Source organism: Rhodovulum sp. YNF3179 (assembly GCF_050586465.1).
In the GTDB taxonomy this organism is placed as follows: Bacteria; Pseudomonadota; Alphaproteobacteria; order Rhodobacterales; family Rhodobacteraceae; genus CAJXYS01.
Genome location: NZ_JBOCEG010000001.1, coordinates 317,315 through 333,062, shown reverse-complemented (window position 1 = coordinate 333,062; position 15,748 = coordinate 317,315). Strand labels below are relative to the sequence as shown.

Below are 15,748 nucleotides of genomic sequence, written 5' to 3'. Positions count from 1 at the left end.
GGGGCACCTCGCGTCACGCCGCCGGTCCGGGCGGTCGGCTCCGTATGCCGGGCGGGAACCATCACAGCCCGGCCCCGCGTCCAGCCTCGCGCTCGATCCGGTCCAGCAAGTCCTCGACCATCGCGGCGCTGGCGGGCGGGGCCTGGAAAAGCTCCGCCACGATGTCGCGCCACGGGTCGCCGGCCGGGCCGGAGGACGGGGCGGGCGATACGGTCTGGCGGGGGCGCTGCTGTTTCTGGCTGTCCATGATCCGGGCTCCGGCGAGTCTCTGGCAATTATCTGATAGAAACTGTCGGAAAAGTCAATCCGGATCGTTTTACTCGGGATTAGGCCACGGCCGCCGCCGGGGCGGCCGGGCACCGGGTGTCATGCGATTTTCCGAAGCTCCCGGCGCGCTTCGGATTTGCCCGGCGTATAGCCGAGGCTCGGCGCGAGCCATGTCTCGACCTCCGCGCGCGTCATGTCCTTGCGCGCCGCGTAATCCGCGACCTGGTCCTCCCCGATGCGCCCGATGCCGAAATACCGCGCGCCCGGATGGGCGAAGTAGAGCCCCGCGACCGCCGCGGCCGGCCACATGGCGCAGGATTCGGTCAGGCTGAGCCCGGTATGCTCGGTCGCGGCGAGCATCTCGAACAGCCTGCGCTTCTCGGTGTGATCGGGGCAGGCCGGGTAGCCGGGCGCGGGGCGGATGCCGCGATAGCGCTCGGCGACGAGATCCGCGTTTTCCAGCGCCTCGTCGGGCGCGTAGCCCCAGAGCCGGCGGCGCACGCGCTCGTGCAGCGCCTCGGCGAAGGCTTCGGCAAAGCGGTCGCCGAGCGCCTGCACGAGGATCGCGTTATAGTCGTCGCCCGCCGCCTTGAAGGCCTCGGCGCGGTCATGCACCTCCGGCCCGGCGGTCACCGCGAAGCCGCCGATCCAGTCCGGCGTGCCGACGGGCGCCACGAAGTCGGCGAGGCACATATGCGCCCTCTCGCCCGACTTGTTGCCCTGCTGGCGCAGCTGCGGGAAGCGCGTCGCCTCGGTCGTGCGGTCCTCGCCCGTCCAGACGATCACGTCGTCGCCGTCGCGGTTGGCCGGCCAGAGCCCGACGACGCCGCGCGGCGTGAACCAGCGCTCGGCCACGATCCGGTCCAGCATGGCCTGCGCAGTGTCGAAGAGCTCGCGCGCGGTCGGTCCCTTGTCCGGGTCGTCCAGGATCTCGGGGAAGCGTCCGCGCATTTCCCAGGTGGCGAAAAAGGGTCCCCAGTCGATGTAGTCGCGCAGCGTCCCGAGCCGCATGTCGTCGATCACCGTCAGCCCCAGCGTCTGCGGCGCCGGCGGTGTATACGCCGCCCAGCCACCGTCGAAGGCGTTGGCGCGGGCCTGCTCGATCGGGGTGGTCGGGCGGTCGCCGGTCCTGGCGGCGCCGGCGCGTATCTTGTCCTGGTCGTCCCGGATCGCGTCGAGATAGGCCGGGGCCGCCGTCTTCGACAGGAGTTTCGAGACCACGCCGACGGCCTTGGACGCGTCATCCACATGGATCACGCCATGGGCGTATTCCGGTGCGACCTTCAGCGCGGTGTGCTTCTTGGAGGTTGTCGCGCCCCCGATCAGGAGCGGCATGTCACAGCCCTGGCGGGTCATTTCCTGGGCCACCTCGACCATCCGGTCGAGCGAGGGCGTGATCAGCCCCGAGAGCCCGATGATATCCGCCTTCTCGTCGCGCGCACGGGCGAGGATGTCCTCGGTGGGCACCATCACGCCCATGTCCACGACATCGTAATTGTTGCACTGGAGCACGACGCCGACGATGTTCTTGCCGATGTCGTGCACATCGCCCTTCACCGTCGCCATCAGCACCTTGCCCTTGGCCGAGGTGTCGCCGGTGCGGCGCTTCTCTTCTTCCATGTAGGGCAGGAGATGGGCCACCGCGGCCTTCATCACGCGGGCCGACTTGACCACCTGCGGCAGGAACATCTTGCCCGCGCCGAAGAGATCGCCCACGACGTTCATCCCGTCCATGAGCGGCCCCTCGATCACGTCGAGCGGCTTGTCGGCACGCTGGCGCGCTTCCTCGGTGTCCTCGACGACATAGTCGGTGATCCCGTGGACGAGCGCGTGTTCGAGCCGCTGCTCGACCGCGGCCTCGCGCCACTTGGGGTCTTCCTTTTTCGAGGCCTCGCCCGAGCCCTTGTATTTATCCGCGATCTCGAGCAGGCGATCGGTCGCATCGTCACGCCGATTGAGCAGCACATCCTCCACCCGTTCGCGCAGTTCGTCGGGGATGTCGTCATAGACGGTGATCTGCCCGGCATTGACGATGGCCATGTCCATGCCCAGCGGGATCGCGTGGTAGAGAAAGGCGGAATGCATCGCCTCGCGCACGGCATTGTTGCCGCGGAAGCTGAAGGACACGTTCGACAACCCGCCCGAGACATGGGCGTGCGGCATCGCCGCCTTGATCATGCGCGTCGCCTCGAAGAAGGCATTGGCGTAGTCGTTATGCGCCTCGATGCCGGTGGCGACGGCGAAGATGTTCGGATCGAAGATGATATCCCAGGGATCGAAGCCGGCCCGGTCCGTCAGCAGGTCGTAGGACCGCTTGCAGATGTCGAACTTGTGCGCGGCGGTCTCGGCCTGGCCCTGCTCGTCGAAGGCCATCACCACGACGGCCGCGCCGTAGCGGCGGATGATCCGCGCCTGGCGCAGGAACTCCGCCTCGCCCTCCTTGAGCGAGATGGAGTTCACCACCGATCGCCCCTGCACGCATTTCAGCCCGGCCTCGATCACCTCGAATTTCGAGCTGTCGATCATGACGGGCACGCGGCTGATGTCGGGCTCCGAGGCGATGAGATTCAGGAAGGTCGTCATCGCCTGCGCCGAGTCGAGCAGCCCCTCGTCCATGTTGACGTCGATGATCTGGGCGCCGTTCTCGACCTGGCTGCGCCCGACGTCCAGCGCAGCTGCGTAGTCGCCCTCCATGATCAGCGTCTTGAACCTGGCCGAGCCGGTGACGTTGGTCCGTTCGCCGATATTGATGAAGCCTGCACTGCCGGTCATGCCGCGCTCCCCGCCTCGAAGAGCTCGAGCCCGCTGAGCCGCATCCGGTCGACCCGGTCGGGCACCCGGCGCGGCGCCTTGCCCTCCACCGCGCGGGCAATGGCGGCGATATGATCGGGCGTGGTCCCGCAGCAGCCGCCGACGATGTTCACCAGCCCCGCCTCGGCCCATTCGCCCAGATGGGCCGCGGTCTCTTCGGGTGTCTCGTCGTAGCCGCCCATCTCGTTCGGCAGCCCGGCGTTGGGATAGGCGCTGACCCGCGTGTCGGCCACCTCGGCGAGCGTGCGGACGTGCTGGCGCATCTCGCCCGCGCCAAGCGCACAGTTCAGCCCGACCGAGAACGGCCGCGCATGCATGACCGACGCCCAGAAGGCTTCGGGCGTCTGGCCGGTCAGCGTCCGGCCCGAACGATCGGTGATCGTGCCCGAGATCATCAGCGGCGGCACCGCGAGCCCCTCGTCGCGCAGGGTCTCGATGGCGAAGATCGCGGCCTTGGCGTTCAGCGTGTCGAAGATCGTCTCGACCAGGATCAGGTCGCAGCCCGCCTCGACCAGCGCGCGCGCGGCCTCGCCATAGGCGGCCGCCAGGTCATCGAAGGTCACGGCACGGTAACCGGGGTCGTTGACGTCCGGGCTGATGCTGGCGGTCTGGTTCGTCGGGCCGATCCCGCCCGCGACCCAGCGCGGCCGTTCCGGCGTCGCGGCGGCGTCGGCGGCTTCCCGCGCCAGCCGCACGCTCTCGCGGTTCATCTCGCCGACGAGCAACTCCATGCCGTAATCGGCCTGGCTGATCGCGTTCGCGCCGAAGGTGTTGGTGCAGAGAATGTCCGCCCCGGCCTCCAGGAAGGCCGCGTGAATGTCGCGGATCATCCCGGGCTGGGTAAGGCTCAGCAGTTCGTTGTTGCCCCCGACATCGCCCGGGTGATCGGCGAAGCGCTTCCCCCGGTACATCGCCTCGTCGGGACGCTCCTGCTGGATCATCGTCCCCATGGCCCCGTCCAGGACGAGGATACGGTTGGCGGCATGGGCGGATATGTCTCCGGTCCCGGTCATCGAGAAAACCCCTTTCATGCTGTGGGCTCGTTATTTCGATACATCGAAACGACAGGCGATAAAAAGGGGGAGTCGCGTGCAAACCTGACTATTTCGTCAAATTTTTCAAGTATTTATGAGACCGTCTCATAAACATGATTAGTTTGCTTCACGAAACAGACCGCGCGCGGGATCAGGGCGCAGCAGCGGCCGTGGCCGACTCCGGGTCGAGACAGCGCCGGATCTCTTCGAAATCGAGCACTTCCTTTTCCTCGAGCGCGGCGATCAGGCTGGCGACTTCGTCGGCATGGGCCGCCAGGGTCGCCGTCGCCTCTTCCTCGGCCGCGCTGAGCAGCGACATGACCGCGCGGTCGACCTGCGCGGCGGTCTGTTCGGCGTGGATGCGCGGCATGGCCATGCTGCGCCCGAGAAACGGGTGATCCTCGTTCTGGCGCAGATCTATGGGTCCGATCTCGGGATCCATGCCCCAGCGTCCGACCATCGACCGCGCAAGCTGCGTCGCCCGTTTGATGTCGTCGTCGGCGCCCGAGCTGACGGTGCCGATCAGCTGCTTCTCGGCGGCGCGACCGGCCAGCAGCGTTACGATCTGCGCGCGCAGGTAGTCCTCGGGAAGGGTATGGCGTTCCTCTTCGCTCAGCATGTGCGTGCCGCCGAGGCTGCGGCCGCGCGGAATGATCGTCACCTTGTAGAGCGTGTCCGCACCCGGCGTGTAATAGGCCACCGCCGCGTGGCCGGCCTCGTGCACGGCGAGGCGGTGATGCTCCTCGGGCTGGATGGCCAGCGTGCGGACCGTGCCCATCATCACCTTGTCGCGGGCATCCTGCAGGTCCGCCCCCGTGATCTGCGCGCCGCCGCGCCGCGCGGCCGAGATCGCCGCCTCGTTCAGCAGGTTCTTCAGATCGGCCCCCGAGAAGCCGGGCGTCCCGGCGGCGATCGCGTCGAGACCGGCATCCCCGGCCAGCGGCAGCTTCCGGGCATGTATGCCCAGGATCTCGCGCCGCGCCTCGCGGTCCGGCAGGTTCAGCGTCACGTGCCGGTCGAAGCGGCCGGGGCGCAACAGCGCGGGATCCAGCACGTCGGGACGGTTCGTGGCCGCCAGAACCACGACCGCCTCGCGCTCGCCGAACCCGTCCAGTTCGGCCAGGATCTGGTTCAGCGTCTGCTCGCGCTCGTCATGCCCGCCGCCGAGCCCCGTGCCGCGGGTCCGGCCGATACTGTCGAGCTCGTCGATGAAGATGATCGCGGGCGCCGCCTTGCGGGCCGCCTCGAAGAGCTTGCGCACCCGCCCCGCACCGACGCCGACGAAGACCTCGATGAATTCCGAGCCCGAGGTCGAGAAGAAGGGCACGTCGGCCTCGCCGGCGAGCGCCTTGGCCAGAAGCGTCTTGCCGGTGCCCGGCGGTCCCATCAACAACACCCCGTGCGGCGCCTCGGCGCCGACGCGGTGAAACCGGTCGGGCTCGCGCAGGAAATCCACCAGTTCGGACACCTCGCGCTTGACCTCGTCCTGACCGGCGACGTCGTCGAAGGTGACCCGCTGCCGTCGCTCGGTCGGCTTGGAAAACCGGCCCGAGAACAGGTTGCCCGGACCGCGTGCGCCCCCGAGCCCGCCCGTCATGCGGCTGTTGAGCCAGATGATGGCCCCGAAGATCAGCAGCCAGGGCAGCAGGTAGGTCAGGATCGACACGCCTTCCGGCGCCCGGGCGGTGATCTCGACCCCGCGGTTTTCGAGCGTGGCCAGAAGGCTCTCGCCGTCCTGCACCGGCAGAACCGCGCGATACGCGACGCTGTCGGCCGCGCCGGGCGTGCCTATGGTGACGGTGATCTCGTGTTCCGCGATCACCGCGGCCGAGACGTCCCGCTCGCGGATGATCTCCTTCATCGCGCTGTAGGACACGGTCTCGGTGCTCGGGCCGGTATCGGCCAGGAAGATCGAGAGAAGCGACAGGAGCACCGCCAACCAGAGCACCAGCATCACCCAGCTGCCCGGCTTCTCGGGCGGCGTGGAGCCGGGCGGTGGCGGTGTCTCTGGCATCTGCCTCTCCTCGGAACACGCGTGTCAGGCCGAGGCAAGCCTGCCCGCGGCCCAATGTCAACGCCGTGGGCTAGCCTCTGCCTCCCGTCGCACGCGCCGATCCGGGGGGAACGCGACCGGGCCGGACAATTTTGGAAAAGATACTTTACCAATTTCCGCCAAAGCGCCTAGTATGGGCGGGCGAAGCCGGCGCGGCGCCCCCGGCGCGGGCCAGCTTCCGTATTGATAGGGAGGATATCATGACAGACAAACCGACCACACGCCGTGGCGCGCTCCGCACGCTTGCCGGGGCCGGTGCCGCGACGCTTGCCGCGCCGCATCTCGCCGGCGCGCAGGCGAACGGCACCACCTGGAAAATCCAGACATCCTGGCCGGGCGGCGCCGGCCTCCAGATCTTCAAGGACTGGTGCGCCACCATCGCCGAGAAGACCGGCGGCGAACTGGCCTTCCAGCCCTTCGGCGCCAACGACGTCGTGGGCGACTTCCAGCTCTATGACGCCGTGAAGAACGGCGTGCTGGACGCTGTGAACCCCTTCACCATCTACGCCCAGGGCATCATTCCTGCCGCCACCTTCCTGACCAGCTATCCGCTGGGCATGCGCAACCCGCATGAATGGGACGTGTTCTACTACGGCCTCGGCGGCATCGACATCGCGCGCGAGCTCTACGCCGCGCAGGGCATGCATTTCGTGGGCCCGGTCCATCACGGCCCGAACATCATCCACTCAAAGGTTCCGATCCGCTCGGTCGACGACTTCCGCGGACGCAAGATGCGCCTGCCGGGCGGCATGGTCGCCGAAGTCTTCAACGAGATCGGCGCCGAAACCACGGTTCTGCCGGGCTCAGAAATCTTCCCGGCGCTGGAAAAGGGCACCATCGACGTGGCCGACTACGTGGGTCCGGCGGTGAACTACGCGCTCGGCTTCAGCCAGGTGACGAGCTACATCTCGATGGGCCCTCCGGGCTTCATGTCGCTCTACCAGCCGGTCGACCTCATGGACATCACCGTGTCCCAGTCGAGCTGGGACGCGCTGAGCCCCGAAATGCAGCAGTTCGTCGAGATGGAAACCCATGTCTACTCGGACATGCACCATGCCGCGATCCAGCAGGCCGACCAGGAAGCCTGGGCGAAGTTCGAGGCCGACGGCACCGAGGTCACGCGCCTCAGCCAGGACGACGTCGAACTGATGACCGACATCGCGGTGCCGATCTGGTTCAAATACGCCAACCGCGACCCGAACGCGGCCCGCGTGTTCAAGATCCAGCTCGACTACATGATGTCCGGGTCGCTCGGATACGTCGATCCGATGCAGATCGAGGGCCTGGAACTCAAGCTCTGACGGCATAGCCTACGGGGCGCCGTCGTTCCGCCGTCCGGCCGTGTGCCGGGCGGCGGCACCTTATCAAACGGAACAGACAGGACACAGAGATGCCCGGCCTCAGCTTCACGCTGCCGCACTGGCTCTACTGGGTGGGCCTCATCGCATTCCCGGCGATTGCGATGATCCTTGCCCGGCGGCCCCGACCGCGCCAGAACACCTATTCGACCCCCCTCGGCTACATGATCCTCGTCACGGGCGGGATCATCGGCCTGCACCGCTTCTACGTGAAGAATCTGCTCGGCCTCGTCTTCATCCCGATCTTCATCTTCGTGCTGTTCGCGAACGGACAGCAACAGGATGCCCGGACGACGGCGTCGACCCTGATCAACCAGATCCGGTCCGCGGAACGCACCATCGAGCGCGAGGAACCCCGCGTCGCCGAGGCAGAGGCCAATCTCCCGCAACTGCGCGCCGATCTCGAGGCCGCGGAAGCGGAAGACGACACGCTGAACCAGCGCCGCGCCGAGCGCAGCCTCAGCCGGGCCGAACAGACCCTGGAGACAGGCCGCGAGCGCCTGGAAGAGGCCCGCACCGTTCTTCAGGAGATCGGCCCCGTCGCGGAGGCCGCACAGGACAAACGCGCGTTCTGGGACAACGCCGCCGGCTACGCGTTATACCTGATCCTGCTGATGCTGCTGATCGATGCGGCCCTGCTGCCCGGCCTGATCCGGCGCGCCAATGCCGAGATACCGCCGGAGGAGCCGTCGCCGGTCGAGGAGGCGCTCGCCGAATACGAGGCCGAGGAAGAGGGCCCGAAGCATGACAGCCAGTATGCCGAGAACTGGATCGACCGCCTGTCGCTGTTCTGCGGCGAATTCGTCAGCTACTGGGCGGTGATCGCGGTCTTCGTCTACTACTACGAGGTCATCGCGCGCTACGTCTTCAACAGCCCGACCAACTGGGCGCACGAGGCGATGTATCTCATGTTCGGCATGCAGTACCTGATCGCCGGCTCCTACGCGATGCTCACCGAGACCCATGTGCGGGTCGACGTCTTCTATGCCCCCTGGTCGCGCAAGCGCAAAGCCTGGGTGGACCTGCTGACCTCGATCTTCTTCTTCATCTTCGCCGGGACGCTGCTGGTGACGTCCTACATCTTCGCGATGGACGCCATCGCCGTGCCGTCTGGCAACTCGCTCGTCTCGGACTGGGCGCGCGGCGAGATCGGCCTGATCGAGATGTTCGCCAGTTTCGGCATGGCGCAATGGACCGACCCGAACATTCGCTGGGGCGAGATCAGCTTCAACGAATGGGAGGTGCCGCTCTGGCCCATGAAATGGGTGATGGTGATCGGCGCCCTGCTTCTTGTGCTGCAAGGCATCTCGAAGCTCGGCAAGGACATTCGCGAAATCGCGCGGGGGAACTGACCGATGGGTATGGAAATCAGTATCGAGCTGCTTACGCTCATCATGTTCGGCAGCCTTCTCGCGCTGCTGATGGCCGGCCTGCCGCTGGCTTTCGTCACCGGCGGCCTCGCCTGCGTGTTCCTCTTCGTGATGGGGGATGCGCGCGCGCTGAACATCGTGCCCAGCCGGATTTTCCCGCTGATGACGAACTATCAGCTTTCGGCCATTCCCTTGTTCATATTCATGGCCGCGATGCTCGAGAGGGCCGGGATCATCAACGAGATGTTCGACGTGATCTACAAGGTCCTCGGCAGCGTGAAGGGGGGCCTGGCCTCGGCCACGATCATCGCCTCGACGATCCTGGCCGCCATGGTCGGCGTGATCGGCGCGGCGGTGGTGACGATGGGCATCATCGCGCTGCCGGCCATGCTCAAGCGCCACTACGATCCCAAGATCGCGATGGGCTCGATCATGGCGGGCGGCACGCTCGGCATCCTGATCCCCCCCTCGATCCTGGCGATCATCTACGCCGTCGTGGCCGAGCAGTCGGTGGGCGAGCTCTTCATCGGCGCGGTGATTCCCGGGCTCATGCTCTCGGGGCTCTACATCGCCTACGTGACGCTGCGCTGCTACGTGAACCCGCAGCTCGGCCCGCCGATCCCGATCGAGGACCGTATCAGCAACGCCGACAAGCTGCGCCTGCTTGGCAACATGGCGGCGCCTCTCGCGCTGATCGTCATCGTGCTCGGGGTGATCTTCTCGGGCGTGGCGACACCGGTGGAAGCGGCCGGCATCGGCACCTTCGGCGCCTTCATCGTAGCGGCCATCCACCGCAAGCTGGACTGGCCGACCGTGCGCGAGGCAGCGATCACGACGCTGAAGGCAAGCGCGATGGTCATCTGGATCATGTTCGGCGCGACGATCTTCGTCGGGCTCTACGTGCTCGAGGGCGGCCAGCAATTCGTGCAGGACAGCCTCGCGGCGACCGGGCTCGGTCCCTGGGGGATCCTGATCCTCATGCAGATCCTGCTGGTGATCCTGGGCATGTTCCTCGACTGGGTCGGCATCCTGCTTCTGGCGGTGCCGATCTTCGTACCGATCATCAAGGCGCTCGGCGCGGCGGCCTTCGGGCTGGGCGACGAGGCGGATCTCGTGCTGTGGTTCGGGGTGCTCTACCTGGTGAACATGCAGATGAGCTTCCTCAGCCCGCCCTTCGGCTACGCGCTGTTCTACCTGCGCGGCGTGGCCCCGGCCTGGATCCCGATGACGGACATCTTCAAGGCCGCCCTGCCCTTCCTGGCGCTGCAGGTCACCGGGCTGGCGATCTGCATGCTGTTCCCGGAGGTGATCACCTGGCTGCCAAGGCTGGTCTACGGATGACGCGATGGCGGGGCGGCGCCGCGTGCGCCGCCCCACACGCTACATAAGTTCCAGCCCGTCCAGCCCGGACTGGATGCGCGTCTCGCGGCCCATGAACTCCATCAGCAGGATGGCACGGTCCCCGGGGCGCACCTCTTCGACGGTTCCCACGAAATCCGCAAACGGACCCGACAGGGTGCGCACCTTGTCGCCCGGCCGCACCTCGGCGCGTGGCTGCAGCACACCGTCATCGCCGCACCGCGCCCGCAGCCCGTCGATGATCGCCTGCGGGACAGGGCTGGGCGTCTGCCCGTCGAGCACCACGAGCCGCGCCACGCCGTAAGTGCTGTTGATCGCGCGCCAGCCGGATTGCGCCGGATCGAAGCACACGAAAAGATAGCCCGGGAATACCGGCTCGAGCCCCGAGACGAACCGCCCCGAACGCCGCCGCGACCGCGGCATGCGCGGCATGAAAAGCGTGTAGCCCTGGCGCTTCAGGTTGGTTTCCGCCCGTGCAAGCCCGTTCGGCTTCAGCTGGACCAGGTACCAGCGGCGCGTATCCTCGGTGTCGGCTCGGTCGGTCATGCTGCCTCGTGCCAGGATCGGGAATCGGCGGGGCTGCCGTCGGGTTCGATATATGCGATGCGGCCCATCACGCAACGCCTGTCCGGCGCGCAGCCCCGGGTATCGGCGCAAATGCGCCGCCCCGACTGCAAAAAGGGATGGGGAGACTCCCCCGTTTCGTCACCTTCCGACGGTATTCTTTCCACGCTCCGGCCACATTGACATGGCCTATTTCCCGCGAACGGCAATCCGGGCACGCATCGGCGCGGCCCGCGACAGGACGGAGCGTGGCGTATGTTCAAATTGATCGAAGCCTTCTGGCGGCGCGAGGATGGTGCGGGCCTGACGGAATATATCGTCATGGCCGGCGGCATCGCCGTGGCCGCCCTCGTGGCGGTGAACGGGTTCTCGAACACCGTTGCCGACGAATGGGACGGGATCAGCGGCAGCATGGTCTGGTCGACCCCCGCGGTCAGCGCGATCGACGCCGAAAGCGCGCCGGGCACCGAAGAGGATCCGGGAGAGCAAGGCGACAGTCCGGAAGACGACGCTTGCGGCCCCAACGTGAACGCGCACGAAACCGCGCACAAACGCGCCTGCGGACAACGCGGCGACCAACAGCGAAGCGCGGAGACGCGGGAAGGCGGACCGGACAAGGAAGAGGACAAGGACAAGGACAAGGACAAGGACAAGGACAAGGACAAGGACAAGGACAAGGACAAGGACAAGGACAAGGACACAGAAAAGGCCCAGGCCGAAAAGAGCAAGGGGGCCGACAAGGCCAAGAAGCAGGAAAGTGCCGGCAAGAAGGAAAAGACGGGAAAGAAGAACAGCTACTGTTCGACGCGATTGAACAGCATGGGATGGTGCTGAACGCGGGCATGCGCGCCGCGTTTCCTCATGCCCCTCCGACCCGCAGACAGGCAACGGCGCCTCGCGGCTGGTGAAATCCCGCGCGGCCCGCGCTATGCTGCCGCCAGCGCCGGGGCGTTCCCCGGCGACGCCGTCACGGGATCCCGGCCATGCCGCGCATACTCACGATCACGCTGAACCCGACCGTCGATTTCGCCAGCGACGCCCATATCGTCCGCCCGACACGGAAGATCCGCACCAGCCCGGTCGCCACCTATCCCGGCGGGGGCGGCGTGAACGTCGCCCGGGTGATACGCGCGCTCGGCGGCGAGACGGAGGCGGTGATCCTCGCCGGCGGCGAGATCGGCACGTTGCTGAAACGACTGCTGGAGGAACGCGGCGTTCCCAGCCACCGCATCGACATAGAGGGACAGACCCGGATCGGCTTCGACGTCAAGGAGACCTATACCGGGCTCGAATACCGCTTCGTGCCCGAAGGCCCGGAGGTGACTGACGCGGAACTGCAGGCCGTGCTCGACCATGTCGTCGCCGATGACAGCGCCTGGGTCGTCGCCAGCGGCAGCCTGCCCGCCGGCGCACCGCGCGATTTCTACGCCCGTATCGCCGAGGCCGCCGAGGCCCGCGGGGCGCGGTTCGTTCTCGACAGTTCCGGTCCCGGCCTGGCCGCGACGCTGGAGGCCGCCGACGTCTATCTCGCCAAGCCCAACCTGCGCGAACTGGGCGAACTGGTCGGGCGCGAGCTGACCTCCGACGAGGCCGGCGCGGCGGCCGCCGAGCTGGTCCGCCACCACAATCTCACCTACGCCGCGATCACCCTGGGTGAAGACGGCGGTGTTCTCGCGGGTCCCGAGGGCGTTCTGCGTTTGCCGGCGCTGACGGTCCGGCTGCGCTCTGCCGTCGGTGCCGGCGACAGCTTTCTCGCCGCCATGACCTGGGGCCTCTCCGAGGGCCGCCCGGTCGAGGACGCGTTCCGTCTGGGCATGGCAGCCGGCACCGCCGCGCTATTGACACGGGGCACCCAGCTCTGCCGGCGCGAGGATGTCTTCGCGCTCTACGAGCGCATGGCCGCGCTCTAGCGGCCGTAGAACCCGACCAGTTCCACCGCCTCGATCTCCAGCGGGCGGGCAAGCTCTTGTATTTCGAGGCAGCGCGCCGCGTGGGATGCCGACACGATCCAGTCGCCGAGGGCCGCCAGCCGGAAATGATAGGCGTGAGGCTTGTCGCCCCTGGGCGGGCACGGTCCGCCATAGCCCGGCTTCCTGAAATCATTGACCGCCTGACGGACTCCAGGCGCGGCCGGATCGGCGCCATGGCCGGCCTTCAGGCCGGTCCAGTCCGCCGGGATGTTGTAGGCCGCCCAGTGCCGGAAGGTGCCATTTGGCGCATCCGGGTCGTCGCAGACCAGCATCCGCGACACCGTGCCCGCGGGCACGCCGGTCCAGGCAAAGGCGGGCGACAGGTCCTGCCCGTCGCAGGTATGCGCCGTCGGGATCGTCCCGCCCTGCGCGAAGGCGGGGCTGGTCAAGGTCATCGCCATGGCGTGGCCTCCTCCCGGTCGGGCAATCTCAGCCTTTCTCGGCCTCGGCCACATGCCCCTTCACCGCCAGGAAACTGTCCGGCGTGACCGAGATCGAGTCGATCCCGGCCTCGACCAGCAGCCGTGCGAAATCCGGATCGTTGCTGGGCGCCTGCCCGCAGAAGCCGACCTTGGCGCCGGCGGCATGGGCCTTCTCGATGACGGTGCGGATCATCCATTGCACCGCCGCGTCGCGCTCGTCGAAGAGCCGGGCCAGTTCCTCGGAGTCGCGGTCGACGCCCAGCGTCAGCTGGGTCAGGTCGTTCGACCCGATCGAGAAGCCGTCGAAACGCCTGGCGAAGTCCTCGGCCAGGATGACGTTCGACGGGATCTCGCACATCACGTAGACCTCGAGCCCGTTCTTCCCACGCTCGAGCCCCGCCGATTTCATCACCTCGAGCACCCGGTCGGCCTCGTCGGGCGTGCGGCAGAAGGGGATCATGACGACGACATTGTCAAAGCCCATCTCCTCGCGCAGCCGCCGGATCGCCTTGCATTCCAGCACGAAGCCGTCGCGATAGGCGTCGGCGTAGTAGCGCGAGGCCCCGCGGAACCCGATCATCGGGTTTTCCTCGTGCGGCTCGAACTGGCGCCCGCCGAGAAGCGCGGCATACTCGTTCGACTTGAAGTCGCTCATCCGCACGATCACCGGGTCGGGATAGCTCGTCGCCGCGATCCGCGAGAGCCCCATCGCCAGCGTCTCGACGAAGTAGTCGGCGCGGTCCTCGTAGCCGCGCGTCAGTTTTTCGATCTCGGCCCTGGCATCGGCGTCTTCCAACGCGTCGAACCGCAAGAGCGCCATCGGGTGCACCTTGATCGTGTTGTTGACCACGAATTCCATCCGCGCCAGCCCCACCCCGTTGCTCGGCAGGCGCCACCAGCGCGCGGCGGCGGCGGGGTTGGCCATGTTCAGCATCACCCGCGTCTTCGTCTCCGGCACGTTGGCAAGGGTGATCTCCTCCACCTCGTAGTCGGCGATCCCCTGGTAGACCACGCCCTCGGCCCCTTCGGCGCAGGACACGGTGACGTCCTGCTCGTCGTGCAGCAGATGCGTCGCGTTCCCCGTGCCGACGATCGCGGGCAGCCCGAGTTCCCGGCTGACGATGGCGGCATGGCTGGTGCGTCCGCCATGATCGGTGACGATGGCGGCGGCACGTTTCATGATCGGCACCCAGTCGGGATCGGTCGTCGACGTCACGAGGATCGCACCGTCCACGAAGCGCGTGATCTCTGCCGCGCTCTCGATCAGGCAGACGCGGCCGGTGGCCACCGCCTCCCCGACGCTGAGACCCGAGAGGATCGGCTCGCCGGCCGACTTGACATGGTAGGACTTGAGCGCCCCCGCCCCAGTCCGCGATTGCACGGTTTCGGGCCGGGCCTGAACGATGAACAGCTCGCCGGTCTCGCCGTCGCGGGCCCATTCCATGTCCATCGGCTGGCCGTAGTGATCCTCGATCGTGGCGGCGTAGCGGGCCAGTTCCAGGATTTCGGGATCGCTGAGCACGAAGCGCTCGCGCTCGGCGCGCGCGGTCGGCACGTTCTTGGTCGGGCCCTCGCCGCCGCCGGCATAGATCATCTTGCGTTCCTTGGCGCCCAGCCCCTTTTCGAGGATCGGCGTCAGCCCCGGCCTGCCGAGGAACGGCTTGTAGACCTGGTATTCATCGGGCGTGACCGCGCCCTGCACGACGTTCTCGCCCAGCCCCCAGGCCGCGTTGATCAGCACCACCTTGTCGAACCCGGATTCCGTGTCGATGGAGAACATCACGCCGGCCCCGCCGGTATCGGCGCGCACCATCCGCTGCACCCCCACCGACAACGCCACCTGCGCGTGGTCGAAGCCCTTGGCCTTGCGGTAGCTGATCGCCCGGTCCGTGAAGAGGGACGCGTAACAGCGCCGGCAGGCGTCGAGCAGCGCCGCGCCGCCGACGATGTTGAGATAGGTTTCCTGCTGGCCCGCGAAACTCGCGTCCGGCAGATCCTCGGCCGTGGCGCTGGAGCGCACCGCGACGGCGAGATCCGCCTGCCCTTCGCGGTCGGAGAGCTGGCGGTAGGCGGCGAGGATCGCGTCGCGGATGTCATCCGGCCAGTCGCCGGCGATGATCGCGTCGCGGATGCCGCGCCCGGCATCCTGCAGCGACATCCGGCCCTCGTCCCAGGCCGCGACGGTCTCGGCGATACGGTCGTTCAGATCGTTCGCGGCCAGGAAGGCGCGGAAGGCGTCCGCGCTGGTCGCGAAGCCGGGCGGCACGCGGATGCCCCTGGCATCGAGTTCGCGCACCATTTCGCCAAGGGAGGCGTTCTTGCCGCCCACCAGCGCGACATCGCCGCGCCCGAGGTCCTCGAACCAGATCACGTTCCGGGTGTCGCCGTGCATGTCTCTCTCCTCCCGCTGTCCGTCGGTCCCGGATAGCCGAGCGTGGCCGCAGTCGCGTTGATCTCCATCAAGGCCGTGGCACCGGCATCGCGTTGTGGTTGCGCCCGGAGTCCGCAGGGCGCAAACTACGCCACCCGGGGCAGCCATC

General features: G+C 67.4%; 12 protein-coding genes. 5 read left to right on the top strand and 7 right to left on the bottom strand.

Going from position 1 to position 15,748, the window contains the following annotated elements; all coding sequences use genetic code 11:
- Positions 1-61: 61 nt before the first annotated feature.
- The 4 genes from ACQ5SP_RS01680 to ftsH form a co-directional block, all read right to left on the bottom strand.
- Entirely contained in the window at positions 62-247 is a 186-nt protein-coding gene (locus tag ACQ5SP_RS01680) for a hypothetical protein (protein ID WP_430935768.1), read from the bottom strand.
- 119 nt (positions 248-366) lie between these two features.
- Entirely contained in the window at positions 367-3,039 is a 2,673-nt protein-coding gene (gene metH / locus ACQ5SP_RS01675) for a methionine synthase (RefSeq protein WP_430935766.1), read from the bottom strand.
- Positions 3,036-4,091, bottom strand: coding sequence for a homocysteine S-methyltransferase family protein (locus ACQ5SP_RS01670; protein ID WP_430935764.1), 1,056 nt, complete (start codon positions 4,089-4,091; stop codon positions 3,036-3,038). Before ACQ5SP_RS01670 ends, metH begins: the two co-directional genes overlap by 4 nt.
- A 172-nt stretch (positions 4,092-4,263) precedes the next feature.
- The gene (ftsH, locus tag ACQ5SP_RS01665) at positions 4,264-6,126 is read right to left on the bottom strand and encodes an ATP-dependent zinc metalloprotease FtsH (RefSeq protein ID WP_430935762.1); all 1,863 of its coding nucleotides are present in this window, start codon (positions 6,124-6,126) and stop codon (positions 4,264-4,266) included.
- A 239-nt stretch (positions 6,127-6,365) separates the two neighbouring features.
- On the opposite strand from ftsH, the gene dctP reads away from it, so the two are divergent.
- From dctP to ACQ5SP_RS01650, 3 genes are all read left to right on the top strand, one after another.
- Positions 6,366-7,466, top strand: coding sequence for a TRAP transporter substrate-binding protein DctP (dctP, locus tag ACQ5SP_RS01660; RefSeq protein ID WP_430935760.1), 1,101 nt, complete (start codon positions 6,366-6,368; stop codon positions 7,464-7,466).
- Between the two features lie 89 nt (positions 7,467-7,555).
- Positions 7,556-8,875, top strand: coding sequence for a TRAP transporter small permease subunit (locus ACQ5SP_RS01655; protein ID WP_430935758.1), 1,320 nt, complete (start codon positions 7,556-7,558; stop codon positions 8,873-8,875).
- 9 nt (positions 8,876-8,884) lie between these two features.
- Complete coding sequence (locus ACQ5SP_RS01650; RefSeq protein WP_430935756.1) at positions 8,885-10,234, top strand: TRAP transporter large permease; 1,350 nt, start codon at positions 8,885-8,887, stop codon at positions 10,232-10,234.
- Between the two features lie 39 nt (positions 10,235-10,273).
- On the opposite strand, the gene nusG is transcribed toward ACQ5SP_RS01650, so the two are convergent.
- The gene (nusG, locus tag ACQ5SP_RS01645) at positions 10,274-10,798 is read right to left on the bottom strand and encodes a transcription termination/antitermination protein NusG (RefSeq protein WP_430935754.1); all 525 of its coding nucleotides are present in this window, start codon (positions 10,796-10,798) and stop codon (positions 10,274-10,276) included.
- Positions 10,799-11,137: 339 nt separating this feature from the next.
- On the opposite strand from nusG, the gene ACQ5SP_RS01640 reads away from it, so the two are divergent.
- Both ACQ5SP_RS01640 and ACQ5SP_RS01635 read left to right on the top strand, forming a co-directional pair.
- Entirely contained in the window at positions 11,138-11,650 is a 513-nt protein-coding gene (locus ACQ5SP_RS01640) for a hypothetical protein (RefSeq protein ID WP_430935752.1), read from the top strand.
- Between the two features lie 149 nt (positions 11,651-11,799).
- Positions 11,800-12,726: a 1-phosphofructokinase family hexose kinase gene (locus ACQ5SP_RS01635; RefSeq protein WP_430935750.1), complete on the top strand. Its 927-nt coding sequence runs from the start codon at positions 11,800-11,802 to the stop codon at positions 12,724-12,726.
- Here ACQ5SP_RS01635 and ACQ5SP_RS01630 read toward each other — a convergent pair.
- On the bottom strand, positions 12,723-13,187 hold the full coding sequence (locus tag ACQ5SP_RS01630) for a YbhB/YbcL family Raf kinase inhibitor-like protein (protein WP_430935748.1): 465 nt from the start codon (positions 13,185-13,187) through the stop codon (positions 12,723-12,725). The genes ACQ5SP_RS01635 and ACQ5SP_RS01630 overlap by 4 nt on opposite strands.
- Positions 13,188-13,215: 28 nt before the next feature.
- A complete protein-coding gene (gene ppsA / locus ACQ5SP_RS01625; protein WP_430935746.1) occupies positions 13,216-15,600 on the bottom strand; it encodes a phosphoenolpyruvate synthase in 2,385 nt (794 codons plus the stop codon).
- Between the last annotated feature and the right edge of the window lie 148 nt (positions 15,601-15,748).

Excerpts from the sequence above, each read along its gene's own strand:
- ACQ5SP_RS01680 (WP_430935768.1), bottom strand. The coding sequence starts at position 247 with ATGGACAGCCAGAAACAGCAGCGCCCCCGCCAGACCGTATCGCCCGCC.
- metH (WP_430935766.1), bottom strand. The coding sequence starts at position 3,039 with ATGACCGGCAGTGCAGGCTTCATCAATATCGGCGAACGGACCAACGTC.
- ACQ5SP_RS01670 (WP_430935764.1), bottom strand. The coding sequence starts at position 4,091 with ATGACCGGGACCGGAGACATATCCGCCCATGCCGCCAACCGTATCCTC.
- ftsH (WP_430935762.1), bottom strand. The coding sequence starts at position 6,126 with ATGCCAGAGACACCGCCACCGCCCGGCTCCACGCCGCCCGAGAAGCCG.
- dctP (WP_430935760.1), top strand. The coding sequence starts at position 6,366 with ATGACAGACAAACCGACCACACGCCGTGGCGCGCTCCGCACGCTTGCC.
- ACQ5SP_RS01655 (WP_430935758.1), top strand. The coding sequence starts at position 7,556 with ATGCCCGGCCTCAGCTTCACGCTGCCGCACTGGCTCTACTGGGTGGGC.
- ACQ5SP_RS01650 (WP_430935756.1), top strand. The coding sequence starts at position 8,885 with ATGGAAATCAGTATCGAGCTGCTTACGCTCATCATGTTCGGCAGCCTT.
- nusG (WP_430935754.1), bottom strand. The coding sequence starts at position 10,798 with ATGACCGACCGAGCCGACACCGAGGATACGCGCCGCTGGTACCTGGTC.
- ACQ5SP_RS01640 (WP_430935752.1), top strand. The coding sequence starts at position 11,138 with ATGGCCGGCGGCATCGCCGTGGCCGCCCTCGTGGCGGTGAACGGGTTC.
- ACQ5SP_RS01635 (WP_430935750.1), top strand. The coding sequence starts at position 11,800 with ATGCCGCGCATACTCACGATCACGCTGAACCCGACCGTCGATTTCGCC.
- ACQ5SP_RS01630 (WP_430935748.1), bottom strand. The coding sequence starts at position 13,187 with ATGGCGATGACCTTGACCAGCCCCGCCTTCGCGCAGGGCGGGACGATC.
- ppsA (WP_430935746.1), bottom strand. The coding sequence starts at position 15,600 with ATGCACGGCGACACCCGGAACGTGATCTGGTTCGAGGACCTCGGGCGC.